The organism is Streptomyces sp. (assembly GCF_019510245.1).
GTDB lineage: Bacteria > Actinomycetota > Actinomycetes > Streptomycetales > Streptomycetaceae > Streptomyces.
Genome location: NZ_JAEKKT010000157.1, coordinates 64,175 through 80,765 on the forward strand (window position 1 = coordinate 64,175; position 16,591 = coordinate 80,765).

At 70.7% G+C, this 16,591-nt stretch carries 10 protein-coding genes and 2 pseudogenes; 6 read left to right on the forward strand and 6 right to left on the reverse strand.

Features of this window, described 5'->3' with window-relative positions; genetic code table 11:
* The first annotated feature begins 36 nt into the window (after positions 1-36).
* The 4 genes and pseudogenes from JF597_RS29475 to JF597_RS29490 form a co-directional block, all read left to right on the forward strand.
* Complete coding sequence (locus JF597_RS29475; RefSeq protein WP_294002318.1) at positions 37-3,891, forward strand: S8 family serine peptidase; 3,855 nt, start codon at positions 37-39, stop codon at positions 3,889-3,891.
* Positions 3,892-4,041: 150 nt separating this feature from the next.
* Positions 4,042-5,043 carry a LuxR family transcriptional regulator gene (locus JF597_RS29480; protein ID WP_294002319.1) on the forward strand — a complete coding sequence of 334 codons (1,002 nt, stop codon included), beginning with the start codon at positions 4,042-4,044 and terminating at the stop codon, positions 5,041-5,043.
* Positions 5,044-5,472: 429 nt separating this feature from the next.
* Positions 5,473-5,620: pseudogene (locus JF597_RS29485) on the forward strand (tyrosine-type recombinase/integrase); the annotation flags it as partial.
* Between the two features lie 587 nt (positions 5,621-6,207).
* Positions 6,208-6,351, forward strand: a pseudogene (locus tag JF597_RS29490) (HU family DNA-binding protein); the annotation flags it as partial.
* Between the two features lie 123 nt (positions 6,352-6,474).
* Here the strand turns inward: JF597_RS29490 and JF597_RS29495 are convergent.
* From JF597_RS29495 to JF597_RS29510, 4 genes are all read right to left on the reverse strand, one after another.
* Entirely contained in the window at positions 6,475-6,786 is a 312-nt protein-coding gene (locus tag JF597_RS29495; RefSeq protein ID WP_294002320.1) for a DUF1330 domain-containing protein, read from the reverse strand.
* A complete protein-coding gene (locus tag JF597_RS29500; RefSeq protein WP_294002321.1) occupies positions 6,783-7,472 on the reverse strand; it encodes a type 1 glutamine amidotransferase domain-containing protein in 690 nt (229 codons plus the stop codon). Before JF597_RS29500 ends, JF597_RS29495 begins: the two co-directional genes overlap by 4 nt.
* A 93-nt stretch (positions 7,473-7,565) precedes the next feature.
* Positions 7,566-8,159, reverse strand: a complete 594-nt coding sequence (locus JF597_RS29505; RefSeq protein ID WP_294002322.1) for a TetR/AcrR family transcriptional regulator — start codon at positions 8,157-8,159, stop codon at positions 7,566-7,568.
* A gap of 332 nt (positions 8,160-8,491) precedes the next feature.
* Complete coding sequence (locus JF597_RS29510) at positions 8,492-9,367, reverse strand: LysR family transcriptional regulator (RefSeq protein ID WP_294002323.1); 876 nt, start codon at positions 9,365-9,367, stop codon at positions 8,492-8,494.
* 122 nt (positions 9,368-9,489) lie between these two features.
* On the opposite strand from JF597_RS29510, the gene JF597_RS29515 reads away from it, so the two are divergent.
* Positions 9,490-10,488, forward strand: a complete 999-nt coding sequence (locus tag JF597_RS29515) for an NADP-dependent oxidoreductase (protein WP_294002324.1) — start codon at positions 9,490-9,492, stop codon at positions 10,486-10,488.
* A gap of 578 nt (positions 10,489-11,066) precedes the next feature.
* Here JF597_RS29515 and JF597_RS29520 read toward each other — a convergent pair.
* The gene (locus tag JF597_RS29520; protein WP_294002325.1) at positions 11,067-14,075 is read right to left on the reverse strand and encodes a family 78 glycoside hydrolase catalytic domain; all 3,009 of its coding nucleotides are present in this window, start codon (positions 14,073-14,075) and stop codon (positions 11,067-11,069) included.
* A gap of 383 nt (positions 14,076-14,458) precedes the next feature.
* Here JF597_RS29520 and JF597_RS29525 point away from each other — a divergent pair, with 383 nt between their 5' ends.
* On the forward strand, positions 14,459-15,067 hold the full coding sequence (locus tag JF597_RS29525; protein ID WP_294002326.1) for a BlaI/MecI/CopY family transcriptional regulator: 609 nt from the start codon (positions 14,459-14,461) through the stop codon (positions 15,065-15,067).
* Positions 15,068-15,111: 44 nt separating this feature from the next.
* Here JF597_RS29525 and JF597_RS29530 read toward each other — a convergent pair whose 3' ends face one another.
* Positions 15,112-15,696: a hypothetical protein gene (locus JF597_RS29530; RefSeq protein ID WP_294002327.1), complete on the reverse strand. Its 585-nt coding sequence runs from the start codon at positions 15,694-15,696 to the stop codon at positions 15,112-15,114.
* Positions 15,697-16,591 lie beyond the last annotated feature (895 nt).

Sequence of the window (16,591 nt, forward strand, 5' to 3'; positions counted from 1 at the left end):
CGTGTGACTCCCAGCTGTACGAGAGGTGCTTGGCTGATGGCATGGATCCGCCTGACGGCGGCGATTTCGACAGGATTGCTGCTGGCCGCCGGAGGCGTACCGGCCGCCGCCGCCCGGACGCTCCAGGACACCACGGCGCGACCCGCCGGCGGCCTGGGCGCGCCGCCCGTGACCGTACGCCTGGTGACCGGCGACCGCGTGACGGTGACGCCGGGGGCCGACGGCCGCCGCGCCGCCTCGGTCGAGCCGGGACCCGGCCGTGAGGGCATCGTCTTCCGCACGTACCAGGAGGACGGCGGCGACCTGACGGTGCTGCCGTCGGACGCCGCGGACCTGGTCTCCGCCGGGACGCTGGACCGGCGTCTGTTCGACGTCTCCACCCTGATCGCCCAGGGCTACGACGAGACCGGCACCTCCGCGCTGCCGCTGATCGTCTCGGCCTCCCCGCGCGGCGGCGTGGCCCGGACGACCGCGAAGAGCGAGAAGGCCGCGGCCGCCGTCGCGGACCGGGTCGCCGCGTTCAACGAGGCATCGGCCCCAGCGCGGACCCTCGCCAGTATCGGCGCGCGGTCGCTGCGCGTCGCGGACGACGACCTCGGCGCCTTCTGGAAGGCCTTGAACCCGGGCGACGCCGAAGGCACCGCCCGCGCCGCCGCGACCCCGCGGGTGTGGCTGGACGGCCGGGTCTCACCGGTGCTGGACCGCAGCACGGCGCAGATCAACGCGCCGGCGGCGTGGAAGGCCGGGTACGAGGGCCAAGGCGTGAAGGTGGCCGTGCTGGACACCGGCGTGGACGCCACCCACCCCGATCTGGCGGGCCGGATCGCGGAGTCGAAGGACTTCTCGGGCAGCGGGAACACCGTGGACCACTTCGGGCACGGCACGCACGTGGCGTCGATCGTCGGCGGTACGGGCGCTGCGTCCTCCGGTTCCCGCAAGGGTGTGGCGCCGAAGGCGGAGTTGCTGATCGGCAAGGTGCTCGGCGACGACGGCTACGGTTCGGAGTCGCAGGTCATCGACGGCATGGAGTGGGCGGCCGCCGAGCACGCCAAGGTCGTCAACATGAGCCTCGGCTCCGACGAGCCGACCGACGGCACCGACCCGATGAGCCAGGCTCTCGACACGCTGTCCGCCTCTGGCGACACCCTCTTCGTCGTCGCGGCGGGCAACGCGGGCGAGAGCGGGGACTCCACGATCGGTTCGCCCGGTGCGGCCGACGCCGCGCTGACGGTGGGCGCCGTGGACCGCGACGACTCCCTCGCCTCCTTCTCCAGCCGCGGTCCGCGCCTCGGCGACAAGGCCGTCAAGCCCGACGTGACCGCCCCCGGCGTCGGCATCGTCGCCGCGCGCGCGTCCGGCACCACCATGGGCGACCCGGTCGACGCGAACTACACGGCGGCGTCCGGCACCTCGATGGCGACCCCGCACGTGGCGGGTGCCGTCGCGCTGATCGCGCAGCAGCACCCCAGCTGGACCGGTCAGCAGTTGAAGGACGCGCTGATCAGCACCGCGCACACCGTGCCGGGCACGAAGGTGACCGAGCAGGGCGGCGGCCGGATCGACGTCGCCGCGGCCATGGGCGCGGTCACGGCCACCGGCAGCGTGCTGCTGCCCGCCGTCCAGGTGGGCGGCGGCAAGCAGCAGTCGGCGACCTTGCACTACACCAACACCGGTGACAAGGCAGTGGACCTGAAGCTCAGCGTGGCCTTGGCCAACGCCGACGGCGTGCCCCTGACGGCCGGTGTCGTCGCGCCCGGCGCGAACACCGTCCACCTCGCCCCCGGCGCCTCCGCCGACGTGCCGCTGAGCACCGACGCGAAGGACGCCAAGCGCGGCGCCTACTACGGCTACGCCACCGCGACCGGCGCGGACGGCACCGTCCTCGCCCACACCACGCTCTCCCTGGTCGTGTACGCACCCCTGCATCGGCTCACCGTGATCGCCCGCGACCGCGCGGGCAAGGTGCTGCCGGGCTGGCTGCCGACGATCTGGGGCCAGGACGGCTTCGTCTCGTACACCAGTGCCGACCCCGCGGTCGCTGTCGTCGAGGACGGCACGTACCAGGTCGATTTCAGCACTCTGGACAACGCCTCGGACGGCCAGGAACTGGTCGAGGTGATCAACCCGCAGGTGGAGGTCGCCAAGGACACCACGGTGACGCTGGACGCCTCCAAGGTCACCCAGGTGCAGATCCGCACGCCCGAGCCCGCCGAGCAGCGCGGGATCCTCAGCTACCAGACGTACCGGCGCATCGAGGGACACAGCCTGATCCAGGGCGTGATGTTCTTCGACATCGCCAAGCGCATCTACGTCAGCCCGACCGCGCAGGTCACCGACGGCACCTTCGAGTTCGCCTCGCGCTGGCAGATGACGGCCCCGCAGTTGCGGGCGAAGGTGTCCGGCACCTCGACGCCCTTCACCCCGTACTACCTGCCGACCTCCCCGGTCTTCGACGACAAGGGCCTCCGGCTCACCGCGGTGGACGCCGGAGCGGGCACCGCCGCGGACCTCAAGGCCGCCCACGTGCGCGGAAAGCTCGCTGTCGTCCGCTACGACTTCGGCAACGACACCGAGCTGGCGAAGGCCGCCGCGGACGCCGGGGCCAAGGCGCTGATGCTCGTCATGCCCGAGAACTTCTTCCCCTGGACGCGCTGGCAGCCGGAGGGCGACCGCCTCGCGCTGCCGATCATGCGCGCCGGCGCGACGGAGGGCACCGACCTGCTCAAGCGCGCCGGTGAGCGCACCACCACGGTGGACTTCTCCGGCACGGTGAAGAGCCCCTACCTGTACGACGTGATGCAGGTGTCCCAGCAGCGTGTTCCCGAGAAGCTGGTGTACACGGTCAGCGAACGCAACAGCGCGGTGGTGAAGGCCTCCTACACCCGCACCGGCGCCTCGGCCTGGGCGAGCGAGCAGCGTTTCGGCTGGCGTCCCTACCAGGACTTCGCCTGGAACCAGTACACCCGTGACGTGCCGGTGGGACAGCAGCGCACCGAGTACGTGACGGCCGGTGACACCCTGTGGAGCCACACCGTGCACCACGACACCGTCATGGACCGCGACCTCGAGCTGGGCGTCGGCATGCAGGACGCCGCCCACACCTACCGGCCCGGCCAGCACGCCGCGGAGAAGTGGTTCGCGGGGCCGGTGCGCCCGTCGATCCCGCACGGTGTGACGGGCTGGCCCGGCTCGGTGCGCAACGGCGACACCTTGTCCCTGTACATCCCGGAGTTCACCGACTCCCAGTCCGGCCACTGGTCGTTCGCGGAGGCGAGCTCGCTGGGTGGCGGTGTGGGCACCGGTGCCGCGGTGTCCGCGGTGGGCGACCCGAGCGACGTGGCCCACGCCGAGGTGTACCGCAACGGCCGGCTCGTGGCGCAGTCCGGCACCGGGGCCTGGGGCGGATTCGAGGTGCCCGCGGGCAAGGCCGGCTACCGGCTGGACCTCACCACCGCCCGCACCTCCGACGACTGGCAGTTCGGCACCGGAACCAGGACGTCCTGGACGTTCACCTCGGACACCGCGGCGACGGCCACGCTGCTGCCGCTGCTCCAGGTCGACTACAGCGCGCCGGTGGACCTCCGCAACGCGGTGGGTCCGCGCCGGTCGCACACGCTGGGTCTGAACGTACGGATGCCGGACGGCCTGGCCGCCCCGCGCGGGGTCACGCTCAAGGTCGAGGCGTCGTACGACGACGGCCGTACGTGGCACACCGCCCGCACCGCGCGGCACGGCGGCACGCGGTTCACCGCCGCGGTCGAACGGCCGTCGGGCGTGCGCGGGGACGCGTACGTCAGCCTGCGGGTGACCGCGGTGGACGCCGCGGGCAACAGCGTGCGGCAGACCGTCGACCGCGCCTACCTGCACCACGGCCCCTCCTCGGGGCGGTGACGTCGGCCCTGCTGAGCGGCTGAACGACGGCGGGTGCCCGGGCGGAAGCCCCGGCACCCGTCGTTTGCTTGCCCGGTGGTGGCTCGCGGTGCAAACTTCAACGGGCCGTTCCGCTTCTCGGGGCCGGCCGCGGCGAGGGAGGGGCACGGCATGCTGGAGGCGGCAGGTCTCACGGCGATCGAGGAGACGGTCTACCGGCTCCTGGTCGGGACCGCGACCGCGTCGGCCCAGGAGGTCGCCGACCGGACCGGGCTCCCGCGCGACTCCGCCGAGGCCGTGCTCGCGGCCCTGCGCGGCAAGGGCCTCGCCAGCCCCACCGACCTCGATCCCCTGCACTATGCCGCCGTACCGCCCGACGTGGCGCTGCTGCCGCGGCTGCAGCGCAACGCCGACGCGCTCGACAAGGCCCGTACCGCCGTCACCGACCTCCTCGACAGCTACCGCAGTACGCGCCGCAGGCACGACCCCGGCCAGCTCATCGAGGTCATCACCGGAGCGGAGGCGCTGCGCCAGCACCTGCGGCAGATGCAGGACAACGCGCGCCACGAGATGCTCTGGTTCTGCAAGGCGCAGTACGTGGCGATGCCCTCGGGCAGCAACCGCGCCGAGTACGACGCCCTCGCCCGCGGGGTGCGCTACCGCGTCCTGTACGAGCAGGCCTTCTTCGACGACGAGGGGGCCGTCGACAACGTCGTGGAAGGTGTGCGCGCCGGTGAGGTGGCCCGGTCGGTCCCGCACCTGCCGCTGCGCCTGGCCGTGGCCGACCGCGCCATCGCCATCTGCCCGCTGGTCCCCGGTGGGCCCCAGGGCAGTCCCCAGGTGGCGACGGCCGCACTGGTGCGGGGCAGCAGCCTGCTGGAGGCGCTCATCTCGCTCTTCGAGCGCTACTGGGAGACCGCGGTCCCGCTGAAGGTCAGCGCGTCCGGCGGGGTGGAGGGCAGCGACGGGGTCGTCGACGCCGACCCGCTGACCGAGACCGACCGCCGGCTGCTCTCGCTGCTCGTGGCGGGTGTCGCCGACAAGGCCATCGCGAGTCAGATGGGGCTGAGCAGGCGCACCGTGCAGCGCCACATCCAGCACATGATGACGCTCGCCGGCGCCGACACGCGGATGCAGCTCGCCTGGCAGGCCGCTCGCCGCGGCTGGCTCTGAGTCCCACCGCTCCCAGGCGAACTGACTGCTCGTCAGTCCTGGTGGGTCACCGTCCGGTGCGGGGCCGGCCGGGCGCGGACGAGCCCGTACGGACCGGTCGCGGCGGCGGCCGGACGGCGGGCCCGGGATCCCTGGCATTGGCAAGAGCCTTCCGCCCTGGTCGCACCGCCGGATCGAGAACGATCCCGGAAACCGTGGGAGGTCGTGATCATCGTCGAACAATCTCCTGGTCGGCCCGCACGCCCGGTCCGGGCACGAGGGGCGGGGAACAGCAGCACGCACCGCCTCGACCAGAGCGGTGTGTTCATGGCCGTCAGAAGGCAAAGCAATCAAGCCCAGATCCGGCACACCCCGGCCGGTCCCGTGTTGCCGACTACCTCGGCTGAGGCCCAGGGCGCAGCATGGAGCCCGCCGCTGTGAGGAGGTTTCACCCAGCACTTCAACACCCTGCTCCGCCAGGCCACGCTCCGCCGCATCCGGTTCCACGGCCTCCGGCACTCAGCGGCGACGCTCCTCCTGGAGCAGGGGGGTGGAACTCGTGGTGACCAAGGTGCTGTTGGGGAACGCCCATATCGGCTCGCCTTCGCCGTCACGGACCGGCCCGGGCAGCAGGAGGCCTCGCCGGTCGCCTCCATCAGCCGTACGTTGGTCGGGCTCGCCCCCGCGACCAAGACGCGGTCCTCGCCGCCGGCCTCACCCACCTCCTCACCGCCCGGGGCCGGACCCGTCACAACGGCGTCGCCCCCGACACCGGCATCGGCATCGGCATCGGATCGGCATCGGCATCGGCACCATCGCCGTCCGCGACGGCAAACTCGTACTGTTCCAGTCCAGGCACGCCGACAACGCCGACTCCGGTCCGCCCGGCACCGGCACCGGCAGCGCCCCGGCTACCGGCCACAGCACGCCGTCCCGGTGTAACGCCGCCCCGAGCAGTGCGTCGGACGGCTGTCCGGCCCGAGCGCCCGCGGGCGCTCGGGCCGAGCGCGCAGGGCTACCGCACCCCGCGAAACCCCCCGGCCGGGCCGCCCGGATCCCGCCCCCGCTACCAAGATCCGGCTTCCGGCGCCACGGCGCTGTCAGACCCCAGTGGCAGGATGTCGATGACGTGCCCTGGCAGTTCGCACACGGCCGGGGTGATCCACAGAACTGGAGAGCAAGATCATGAATCGCAGTGAGCTGGTGGCCGCGCTGGCCGACCGTGCCGAGGTGACTCGCAAGGACGCCGACGCCGTGCTGGCCGCTTTCGCCGATGTCGTCGGCGACATCGTCTCCAAGGGCGACGAGAAGGTCACCATCCCCGGCTTCCGACCACCGGTGGCCGCCCCCGGGCCGCCGCCCGAGGGCGGCGGCCCGCCGGCGAGGTCCTGAAGTGGTGCAGATCCACAGGGGGAAGCCGTCGCTGCGATCTGGAGCTTGCAGCCTGCGATCTCAGCGGACCTGGATGTCGTCGGCTCCTTCGACGACGAACACGCGGTAGTCCGCACCGGCCGGGCGGTGGGGCAGCGCTGCCTGGCAGGCCGGGCTCCGGCTCTCGTACCAGGCCCGCGCGTCCGCGACGCTGGGGAAGCGATGGATCAGCACACCGTGGAACGGCGCACCCTCCAGGGATTCGATCGCCCCCTGTCCGACGCGAGGTGTCACCTCGTGGCCTGCCCGGGCCGGCCGGGCCGAGCCAGGGCAGAGGGCCGGCTCGGCCGGGTCGGTCACACGCTCGCGGAAGATGACGACGCAGGCATTCACACGCCGCCCTTGGCCACCAGCTCGATCAGAGCGTCGGCGGCAGGAGCCGAGGACGCCGGGTTCTGTCCGGTGATCAGCAGACCGTCCTTGAGGACATAGGGCTGCCAGTCACCGGTCTTGGAGTAGACGCCTCCGAGCCTGGTGAGTTCGTCCTCGACCAGGAAGGGGACGATGTCGGTGAGCTGGACGGCCTCCTCTTCGGAGTTGGCGAATCCAGTGACCTTCTTACCCGAGACAAGCGGGGTGCCGTCCTCGTTGACGGTGCGCCGCAGTACGCCGGGGGCGTGGCACACCAGTGCCACCGGCCTGCCGGAGCGGAGGGTGGTTTCGATCAGCCGCGCCGAGACGGTGTCCTCGGCCAGGTCCCACAGCGGCCCGTGCCCGCCGGGGTAGAAGACCGCGTCGAAGTCGTCGGCCGAGACCGCGTCGAGGCGCATGGTGTTCGCCAGTGCGTCGGTCGCCTCCGAATCGGCCTCGAAGCGCCGAGTGTCGTCGGTCTGGAAGCCGGGCTCGTTGCTCTTGGGGTCCAGCGGCGGCTGTCCGCCCTTCGGCGAGGCGAGGGTGATCTCCCAGCCGGCCTCCTTGAAGCGGTAATACGGCGCCGCCAGCTCCTCCAGCCAGAATCCGGTCTTGACACCGGTGTTCCCCAGCTCGTCGTGAGAGGTGAGGACGATCAGAACCTTCATGACACACTCCTGTCGAGTAGACCAGTCTACTATTAGAGATCAAGAGACTCCCACGACCGGATCGGGCATGGGGCCTTCTGCACGTGGGGCTGATCACAGCTGCAGAAGCTTGCGGGTCACCGCCGTGGCGGTGTCGAGCGGGGCCGGGCTGCGATGGATCTTGGCCATGACGCTCGCGCCGAGCCACATGTCGTACAGCGCCTGCGCAGTGTCGCGGACCTCACCGTCGAGCGAGAGAGAGCCGTCCTCGAGGCCGTCGGCGATCGTACGCTCGATGCGGTCGACGATTGCGCTCGTGCCTTCCTTCAGAGCCAGGCGCATCGGCTCGGACAGGTCCGCGACCTCGGCGCCGAGCTTCACGGCCAGGCACTTGCCCTGACACTCCTCAAGGCTCTGTGTCTGGCGCCACTGCCGCCAGTAGGCCATCAGCCGCTCGGCCGCCGACTGGCCGGATGGGGCGAGAACACCGTCCATGTCCGTGAGGTAGTCCGCGAAGTAGCTCCTCAGGATGGCTTCGCCGAAGGCGTCCTTCGAGGCGAAGTAGTGATAGAAGGACCCCTTCGGTACGCCGGCCTCCGCGAGCACCCCATTGATACCGACAGCCGAGTAACCCTTGCGGGCCATGATCCGCTGGGCGGTATCGAGGATGATCCGACGGGTGTCTGTGGTGCGCGCGGCCGTTGCCATACAGAAAACGTAGCATCGGAGTAGACCAGTCGTCTAGAGAGCGCCGCTCGGGCGCGCGATCCGGCAGGTGTCCGCGTACTCGCCTGAGTGCACCGACGAGCAGGCGGGCACCGGGGCGCTCCTCGACATCGGCAGTGGTCGCGCCTCGCTTGTGGGGCCTGATGCCGCGCCGGCCGGGGCCGGGTCGGGCAGCCTGGTCGACTCGGCCGCGGTCGCGTCCTGCTCGCGCGGCCAGGCGAAGCCGACGCCGCGCTTTTCGCCGCACCCGGGCTCGACGACACACCGGCACACCCTGGCAGATGTGCCCCCACCGCCGTCGCACCTGGTCCCGGTCAGGCTGCCGGGGCGGTCAGGACTGCCTTGGCGGCCAGGCGGAGATACCTGATCATCGGATTCGGGTCGCCCTTGCGGCTGACCAGGACGACCTGACTGGGCGGAGCGCCCTCGATCGGGACGGTGACGAGGTCGGGGCGCAATGAGCTGCGCCGATCGCCGACCGGTAGCACGGCGATCGCCCTGCCACTCGCGACGAGTTCGAGCTTGTCTTCGTAGCTCTCGACCGGCGGCACGCCGGCCCCGAGAATCCGGTAGGAAGTCCAGTCCGCGGTGTCGAACGCGCACGGCGCCGCCTCTTGGCCGGCCAGTTCTTCCGCGGTCACCGACGCGCGGCCGGCCAAGGGATGGCCGCTCGGGACCACGAGGATCCGGGGCTCCTCGTACAGCGGGGTGGTGAACACGTCGTCGGCGGCGAGCGGCAGCGGGGCCCGCGCGATCAGGGCGTCGACGCGCTTGTCGGACAGCGCCCCGACGTCGCGGCAGCTCAGATACCGGGTACTGATCTCCGCCTCAGGGTAACGGCGGCGCAGTTCCCGTACGGCGGCAGTGACCACCAGGTCCTCGACGTAGCCGATGGCGATTCGTTCGGTCTGGGCTTGTTCACGCACGGCCAGCTCGGCCTGGCGGGCGGACTGCAGCAGGGCTTGGGCCCGGGGAAGAAATGCCTGGCCGGCCGGAGTGAGCCGGGTTCCCTGGGGGGTGCGGTCCAGCAGTCGTGTGCCCAGATATTTCTCGAGCCGTTGGATCTGGCGGCTCAGCGCCGGCTGGGCCACGTGCAGGTCGGCGGCCGCCCGGCCGAAGTGCTGGTGCGCCGCCACCACGGTGAAGTAGCGCACCAGCCGCAGTTCCAGGTCCTGTCCGAGATCGTTCACCTTTACAGCGTACGTGTCATGCCGTTTCGGAATGACCAGGTTGCCGAACCGGTCTTGGACGGCCAAGCCGACGTGGGCCTTGACTGAAGGAGCAACGTTTCCCCGAGAAAGCGACAGGCACGATGAAGGCGATCCAGTTCCACGAAGCGGGCGGGCCGGAAGTTCTGCACTACGACGAGGTGCCGGTTCCCGAGATCGGCCCGGGCGAGGTGCTGGTCCGGGTGCACGCGGTGGGCATCAACCCTCCGGACTGGTACCTGCGCGAGGGGATGAAGGTCATGCCGGCCGGCATGAGGCCGGCGCTGGAGTTCCCCCTGATCCCTGGAACGGACATGTCGGGCGTGGTCCAGGCGGTCGCTCCCGACGTGCTCGGGTTCGCCGTCGGTGACGAGGTCTTCGGCATGCTGCGGTTCCCCGGATTCGACGGCCGGACGTATGCCGAGTACGTGGCCGCGCCGGCTTCGGACCTGGCTCACAGGCCGGACGGTATTGACCACGTGCAGGCAGCCGGGGCGCCGATGGCCGTCCTGACGGCGTGGCAGTACCTGGTTGATCTCGGCCACGACGTGCCGTCTCCCTTCACCGGCCAGGTGCACCGGCCGGTGCCGATCACGCCGGGGATGACCGTGCTGGTCAACGGGGCCGCCGGTGGAGTGGGCCACTTCGCGGTGCAGCTGGCCACCTGGAAGGGGGCACACGTCATCGCCGTGGCCTCGGGCCGGCACGAGCAGTTCCTGCGCAAGCTCGGCGCCGACGAGTTCATCGACTACACCAGGACGCAGGCCGCGGACGTGGTCAGCGGCGTCGACCTGGTGATCGACGCCGTCGGCGGCCCGGACAGCTCACGCTTCCTGAGCGTGCTCAAGCGCGGCGGCACCATGCTTCCGGTGTTCTTCGCTCAGTACGACCCGGAAGAGACGGCACGTCTGGGCATCACGGTCTCGAACATTCAGGTGCGTTCCAACGGCCCCCAGCTCGCCGAGATCGGGCGCCTGTTCGACGAGGGCAAGCTGCAGGTCGGGGTGGACAGCACCTACCCGCTGTCCGAGGCAAGCCGCGCACACACGCGAGCCGCACAGGGCCACATCCAAGGCAAGCTCGTGCTGACGGTGGTCTCGTGATCGCCGAACTCCGGCAGACGGTGGCGCTTACGCACGGCGGTGCTCGACTTCATCCGTGACGGACACACGACCCAGACCGGAAGGGTGCGGCACCGCCTGGGTGATGTCGTGGTCACGGCGGCAGCACGCACCGGGCGGCCGCGGCGGTCCACCAGAGGTCCACAGCCACGACGGATGGCGAACGATGCCATCGGTGCCGGCCACCGCGGAACACTCCCAGATCTATCTGCACCCAGGTTCGGGACGTCCCGTCACAGTGGCCTTGGCCGCCCCGCATCGGACCCGGGCCGGGCATTTCACACTCGTCGCTTCTGTCGGCAAGGCGGAGAGCCCGCCCCGTGTTCGGGGCGGGCTCTCGACGTGTGCGTGGTCGTGAAGGGCGGTCGCCTACGCGGCGAAAGGCTCCATGAGGCTTCAGCCGTACGATCGTCCTCATGGGCAATGGGTGAGGCCCGGGGACACTGTCCCTTCCACGACCACGCTCTCCCCAACACGGGCAGGCTGCCGGGCATTCCCGCCGGGCGGCACGGAAGTAACCGGTCCTGTTTCCGGTGGGTCGTGTCCGTGCCGGGGCTCGGTCAGGGGGTGGTCGGCGGGAGTGTGGAGCGGAAGGTCCAGTGGCCTGAGCCGGTCTCGTAGACGGTTTCGGTGGGCGTGGTGCGGAGCGGGCGGGCTCCGGTGGGGGCGGTGACGTTGCCGTCGCCGGCGGGGACGTGGATCTCGGCGGTGCTGCCCGCGGGGACGTCGACAGTGAGGCGGAAGGTGTCGCCGGTGCGGGTCCAGTCGGTGCGGCCGAGGCCGTAGGGGGTGCGGTAGGAGGCGCTCGCGGAGGTCAGGTCGCCTTCGACCGCCGGGTCGGCGAGGAGTTCGCGGTAGCCGACGGAGTCGGTTGTCTGGCCGAGGCCGGCGATGCGGCTGGTGAACCAGGAGTCGATCGCGCCGAGCATGAAGTGGTTCTGCGACTGGCTGGGGCCGCCGTCCCAGGATTCCCCGAGGGTGGTGTTGCCGGCGAGCACCTGGTAGCCGTAGCTGGGGCTGGTGGTCTGGGTGGCGATCCGGTACACGATGTCGTCGCGGCCGGCCGAGGACAGCACGCGGAACGCGGACGGCAGGGAGATCTCGCCGAGTCGGACGTGGTAGCCGGCGGCCTCGACGGACGCGGTGAAGTGGGTCAGCAGCCGGTCCTTCTCCCCCGCCGGGTAGGCGCCCATGTCGAGGGCGAGGGCCTCGGCGCCCTGCCCGCCGCCGCCGAACGTGCCGGTGGCGGTGTCGTAGTACTTCGCCGCGAGGGCCTGTGCGGAGGTGTCGGCCTCGGTGCGGTAGTCGGCCGCGGCGGTGTCGTCGCCGAGGACGGCGGCGATCCGGGACAGGGCGTCCACGACACGCCAGTAGCCGTAGGTGCCGGCGACCGCGCGAGGGAAGGTGTGGTCCGGGGTGAACCAGTCGCCGAGGCCGTAGTCGAGGATGCCGGCCGAGACCTGGGTCTTCAGGAAGGCCGCGTACTGGCGCATGCGCGGGTAGTAGGTGCGCAGGATGTCGCGGTCGCCGTAGGTGGCGTACAGCTGCCAGGGCACCAGGACGAAGGAGCCGCCCCAGTTGGAGTCGTTGCGGTAGGCGCCGGGCAGGCTGGTGTATTCGGGGACGGTGCTGGGGATCAGGCCGTCGGCGGTCTGGGCGTCGGCCATGTCACGGACGATCTTGCGCAGGTAGGCCTGCATGTCGTAGTTGGCGGCGAGGGCCGGGAAGACGAGTTGGTCCTGTTCGAGCCAGCCGAGCTTCTCACGGCTCGGGCAGTCGGTGAGGACGCTCATCATGTTGCCCTCGATCGCCCGGCGGATGATGCCGTGGATGCCGTTGATCAGCGGGTCGGAGCTGGTGAAGTCGCCGGCGGAGGTGTTGTCGGTGCGCAGCACCAGGCCGCGTACCGTGACCGTCGCGCCGTCGGGCAGGCCCTTCAGTTCCAGGTAGCGGAAGCCGTGGTAGCTGAAGGCGGGGTGCCAGGTGGCGGTGCGGCTGTCGCGGGTGGTGTAGCTGTCCCACAGGGGTGCGCCGACGTTGCTGATGGACTGGAAGGCGTGCCCGTCCTTGAGGCTTTCGGCCGGGTAGACTCGGACCTCCGTGCCGGCGGTTGCGCTGACGGTGATCTCCGGCCAGCCGGCGATGTTGCGGCCGAGGTCGAAGACGCGGCTGCCGGCGGCGCCGGCGACCTCCTTGCCGGTGAGGGTCTCCACGACCCGGATCGGCGCGGTCTCGCGGGCGCTGAGCGCGGCGGGGGCGTCGGCGGTGCCGGGGGCGGCCACCGTGACCGCGTGGTCCCAGGTGCGGTGGTCGCCCTTCGGGTCGTTCCAGTGCGGGATCTCGCGGCGCGCGTCGTAGTCCTCGCCGCCGTACCAGTTGCTGGAGGTGGTGGGGCCGAGCGTGGTACGCCAGTTGTCACCGCTGCTCACGACGCGCCGGCTGCCGTCGGCGAGGGTGATCTCCAGCTGGGCGGCGAGTTTGGGGTCGCTGATGTTCCCGTACAGCTTGCGGTAGCGGTCGGCGGTGCTGACGACGTCGGACATGCCGTTGCCGAGGGCCACGCCGAGGGTGTTGGCGCCGGTGCGCAGCCGGTCGGTGACGTCGTAGGTGGCGTACTGGACGCGGTCGCGGTAGTCGGTGTTGGCGGGTTCCAGCACCGCGTCCGAGACGGGTTCGCCGTTGAGGGTGGCGTCGTAGATGCCGAGTCCGGCGATGTAGAGGCGGGCGCTGCGGATGCCGTGCGGGAGGGTGAAGTCGTCGGCGAGTAGCGGGAGTCCGGCGGGCAGGTAGGGCTTCGGGGGCTGCTGGCCGGTGACCTGCGTGAGGGGGGTGAAGGGCCCCGTGGCGGCGTCGGCCGCCGAAAGGGCGTAGTCCACGGGGAAGTTCGGGACCTTGCCGTCGTCGGTGAGGACGTCGGCGCGCGGGTAGAGCGCCACCTGGTCAAAGGTCTCGGCCGACTTGAGGTCGAGGGTGAGGGTGACCGGGGTGGCCGAGGCGTCGGCGGAGGTGTGGGCGGCGCTGGAGTAGCCGGCGGCCGTCTGGAGGGAGCTGTTGGTCAGTCCGTCGACGGCGAGGGCGGGTTCGTAGGTCTTGCGGATCGTGTAGGTCTCGGAGGCGGTGACCCTGGCGCCTCTGGCGAGTCCGGTCGCTCCGGTCTGTCCGTCCCGTACGTCGATCTCGCCTAGCTGGAGCCGCCAGGTGCGGGCGTCGACGCTCTCCTTGAGGGGCAGGCCGAGGCGGGTGACGTCGAGACGGAGGTAACGGGCCGTCGTTCGCGGCAGCTTGACGACGACGGGCTCGATCTCCTTCTCGCTGAGCCGCCATTCGGGGTGGGTGATCCACCGGGCCCGCCAGTCGGTGGCCTTGGTCAGACCGGTCTCGAAGGCGGCCGGGGCGCTCCAGTCGGAGGTCCGGTGCGCGCCGGACCACACCTGGACGCGCCAGTAGACGCGGGTGCGGGAGCCGAGGGTGCGGCCGGCGTAGGTGGCCCCGGGTATCGCGGAGGTGACCTTCCCGGAGTCCCACAGGTCCGGGTGGCCGGAGCGCAGCCGGCACCGCCCACCGGGCACTGCTCCCCACACACGCTCACCCGCCTGGGCGGGTACTCCTGGGCACAGACAGCCGAGTTGCTCGACCGGCTGGTCGCCCTGCGGGCGCTGACAGCATGGTGTCCCAGCCGGGAGACAAACGAGGTGTGGTGACCATCGCGGCCCGCCTCACACGGAGCCGGGACCCCTAACATGGCATCCGCGGCTGCCCCATCGACAGAAGCTCTCGCGCCGAGACGATGTCCATCCGAGGGCACATGGCTCTGCGCACCGCACAGCGGAAACAGGGCTTCCCACCCGTAATATCGCTGAGCCGGAGGATACTGCGACCAGAGCGTCCTTCCCGACGCGCCGCAACCGACCCACCGAGGCTTCACCAAGGCCAGGAACCCGAGGAGCGAGCAATGTCCGAAAGCACCACCCACACCACCGAGTTGACTTCGCAGTACGTCAGCCAGGTGACCAGCGACCTCGAACACAACACCAAGGAGCAGGAACGCATCACAACGGAACTCGCAGCACTGCACGAGCAGTTGGCTACGCTGCAGCGAGACCACACCGTCCTGCTCAACATGCAACAAGCGCTCGGTGTCCCGGCCTCCCCGCCCGAGCCGACCAGCACCAGCGGCGCCACGGTCCCCTCCCCCAGGAAGAAGTCGGCGTCGGCATCCGGCACACGCCCGTCGGCGCAGAAGGCACCGTCGAAACGCGCTCAGGGCAAGGCGGAGGTCGTCGCGAAGACGGCGCAGCCCACTCTGGTCGACCTCATCCACCAGCATGTAGCTGAGCAGCGCGAGCCCCGTTCCGCGGCGGAAATCGCCGAGGTACTCAGGCAGGCCCACCCCAAGCGCACCATCGACACCAAGGTGGTGCGCACCACCCTCGAAAACCTGGTGGCCAAGAGCCGCATCCAGCGGACCAAGCAAGGCTCCTCGGTGTTCTATACCGCCGCCAGTACGCCGGAGCCCGCGGCAGTGTCCAAGGACGAGGTACAGCCCGACACTGCCGCATGAGCCTGATCCACAGCCGATCCTGCCGATGATGCCACGGGCTTGGTTCAGCGTCCCTGGCCACGGCGCTGGGCGGGACGCGCAGTGCGGCGCGGGCGGCGGGGCCGGTACACCTGGCCGTCGGCGGGCTGGGCGGCGGGTGAGGAGAAGCCGCCGGGGACAGCCGGCCGTGCAGGCACCGGCACCTGCGCCGCCGGCGCTTGCCCGTCCCGCCGCTGGTTCGCGTGTGAGGACCGGGAAACGCGGGCCAGGACGCGGGCGTTGGGGATCAACGGGGCACAGGCCTCGCAGACCTCTTCGAGCGTCCAGACGCGTCCTACGAGTGGATCGTGCTGGAGGACGAGTGCCACGCCGCCGGCGCAGTGGGTAGTGGTGTCGGGGTGGGCGGCGCACTGCGTGGAGCCGCAGTGGCACCAGGCGTTGGCGTGGACGGTGGCCACTCGCGCGTGGGCGGCGGCGTGCTGAGCAGCGAACGTCCGCAGCCCGGTCACATCCCTGGAGCGGGGTGGCATCCGGCATGCCGCGGTGCTGCAGGTGACCGTTGCGGTCCGGTCGGCGTGCCCGGTCAGGCGGACCGTCCAGACACGGCCGGGGACACGGTCGGCGGAGGGCTCGCTGGCAGCAGTCGTCACAGGTGTCCGTTCCTGAAGGGATCAATGGCGGTGGGGCAGTCCACTATGAGCTACCCGGCAACGGTGCGGCATCACCTTTGCGTCGGCGCTGCGGTGTGCAGTCAGCATCGTGGGGTTGCCAGGCAGTACTACGCAAGCCGAGGCCGACCGGGGTTCCGGAGCGTGGAGGCATGCCTGGCCCCGGCCGGCAGGCCGGGGCCAGGCATGCTGGTGGTCGTGAAGGGCGGTCGCCTACGCGGCGAAAGGCTCCATGAGGCTTCAGCCGAACGATCGTCCTCATGGGCAATAGGTGAGGCCCGGGGACACTGTCCCCTTCACAACCACACCCTCCACAACGCGGACGCGGGCCCGGGCATTCCCGTATGCGCCTGACCCTGATCACCTGGGAGGCACGACGATCCGGCACCTTCAGTGCCGGAGGTGTGGGTGAGTGCGGCCTGGCAGCCTGCGCAAGGTCTTGCGGGTGTCCGAGCCCTTTCGGTAGCGCGGCCGTCTTCGTCCAGTCGTGCGATCTACTCCCTCGTCGTCTCGACCTGCGCGACGATCTCCGGTGTCCGCTCCTTCAGTTGTCTCCGCACCGACCCTAGGTCAACTCCCTCGCCGTCACGTGCTCCGCCAGGCCGTAGAGGTGGCTTTGGTCAGTCGGCGCCGTACCAACCGCGGTCATCACCCAACATTCAGGATGCATCCGGGCTTGCGTGCTTTCTGGGGATATTTTGCAAAGTATGCGACTGCCCCGTGGCGCGTGCCCGGGGTGTGAGGTTCCCCCGAGATGCGGGGATGGGTGACAGGGGGTCAGATGGGTCTCACGAGAGGAGCCCAGACGATGCCTGCCCCGAGGAAGTACCCGCTGGAGTTGCGTGAGCGTGCGGTTCGGATGTACCGGACCGCCGAG

Bases quoted from the DNA above. Each gene is read 5' to 3' on its own strand.
- JF597_RS29500 (WP_294002321.1), bottom strand. From the start codon at position 7,472: ATGAAGGTTCTGATCGTCCTCACCTCTCACGACGAGCTGGGGAACACC.
- JF597_RS29480 (WP_294002319.1), top strand. From the start codon at position 4,042: ATGCTGGAGGCGGCAGGTCTCACGGCGATCGAGGAGACGGTCTACCGG.
- JF597_RS29525 (WP_294002326.1), top strand. From the start codon at position 14,459: ATGTCCGAAAGCACCACCCACACCACCGAGTTGACTTCGCAGTACGTC.
- JF597_RS29515 (WP_294002324.1), top strand. From the start codon at position 9,490: ATGAAGGCGATCCAGTTCCACGAAGCGGGCGGGCCGGAAGTTCTGCAC.
- JF597_RS29505 (WP_294002322.1), bottom strand. From the start codon at position 8,159: ATGGCAACGGCCGCGCGCACCACAGACACCCGTCGGATCATCCTCGAT.
- JF597_RS29475 (WP_294002318.1), top strand. From the start codon at position 37: ATGGCATGGATCCGCCTGACGGCGGCGATTTCGACAGGATTGCTGCTG.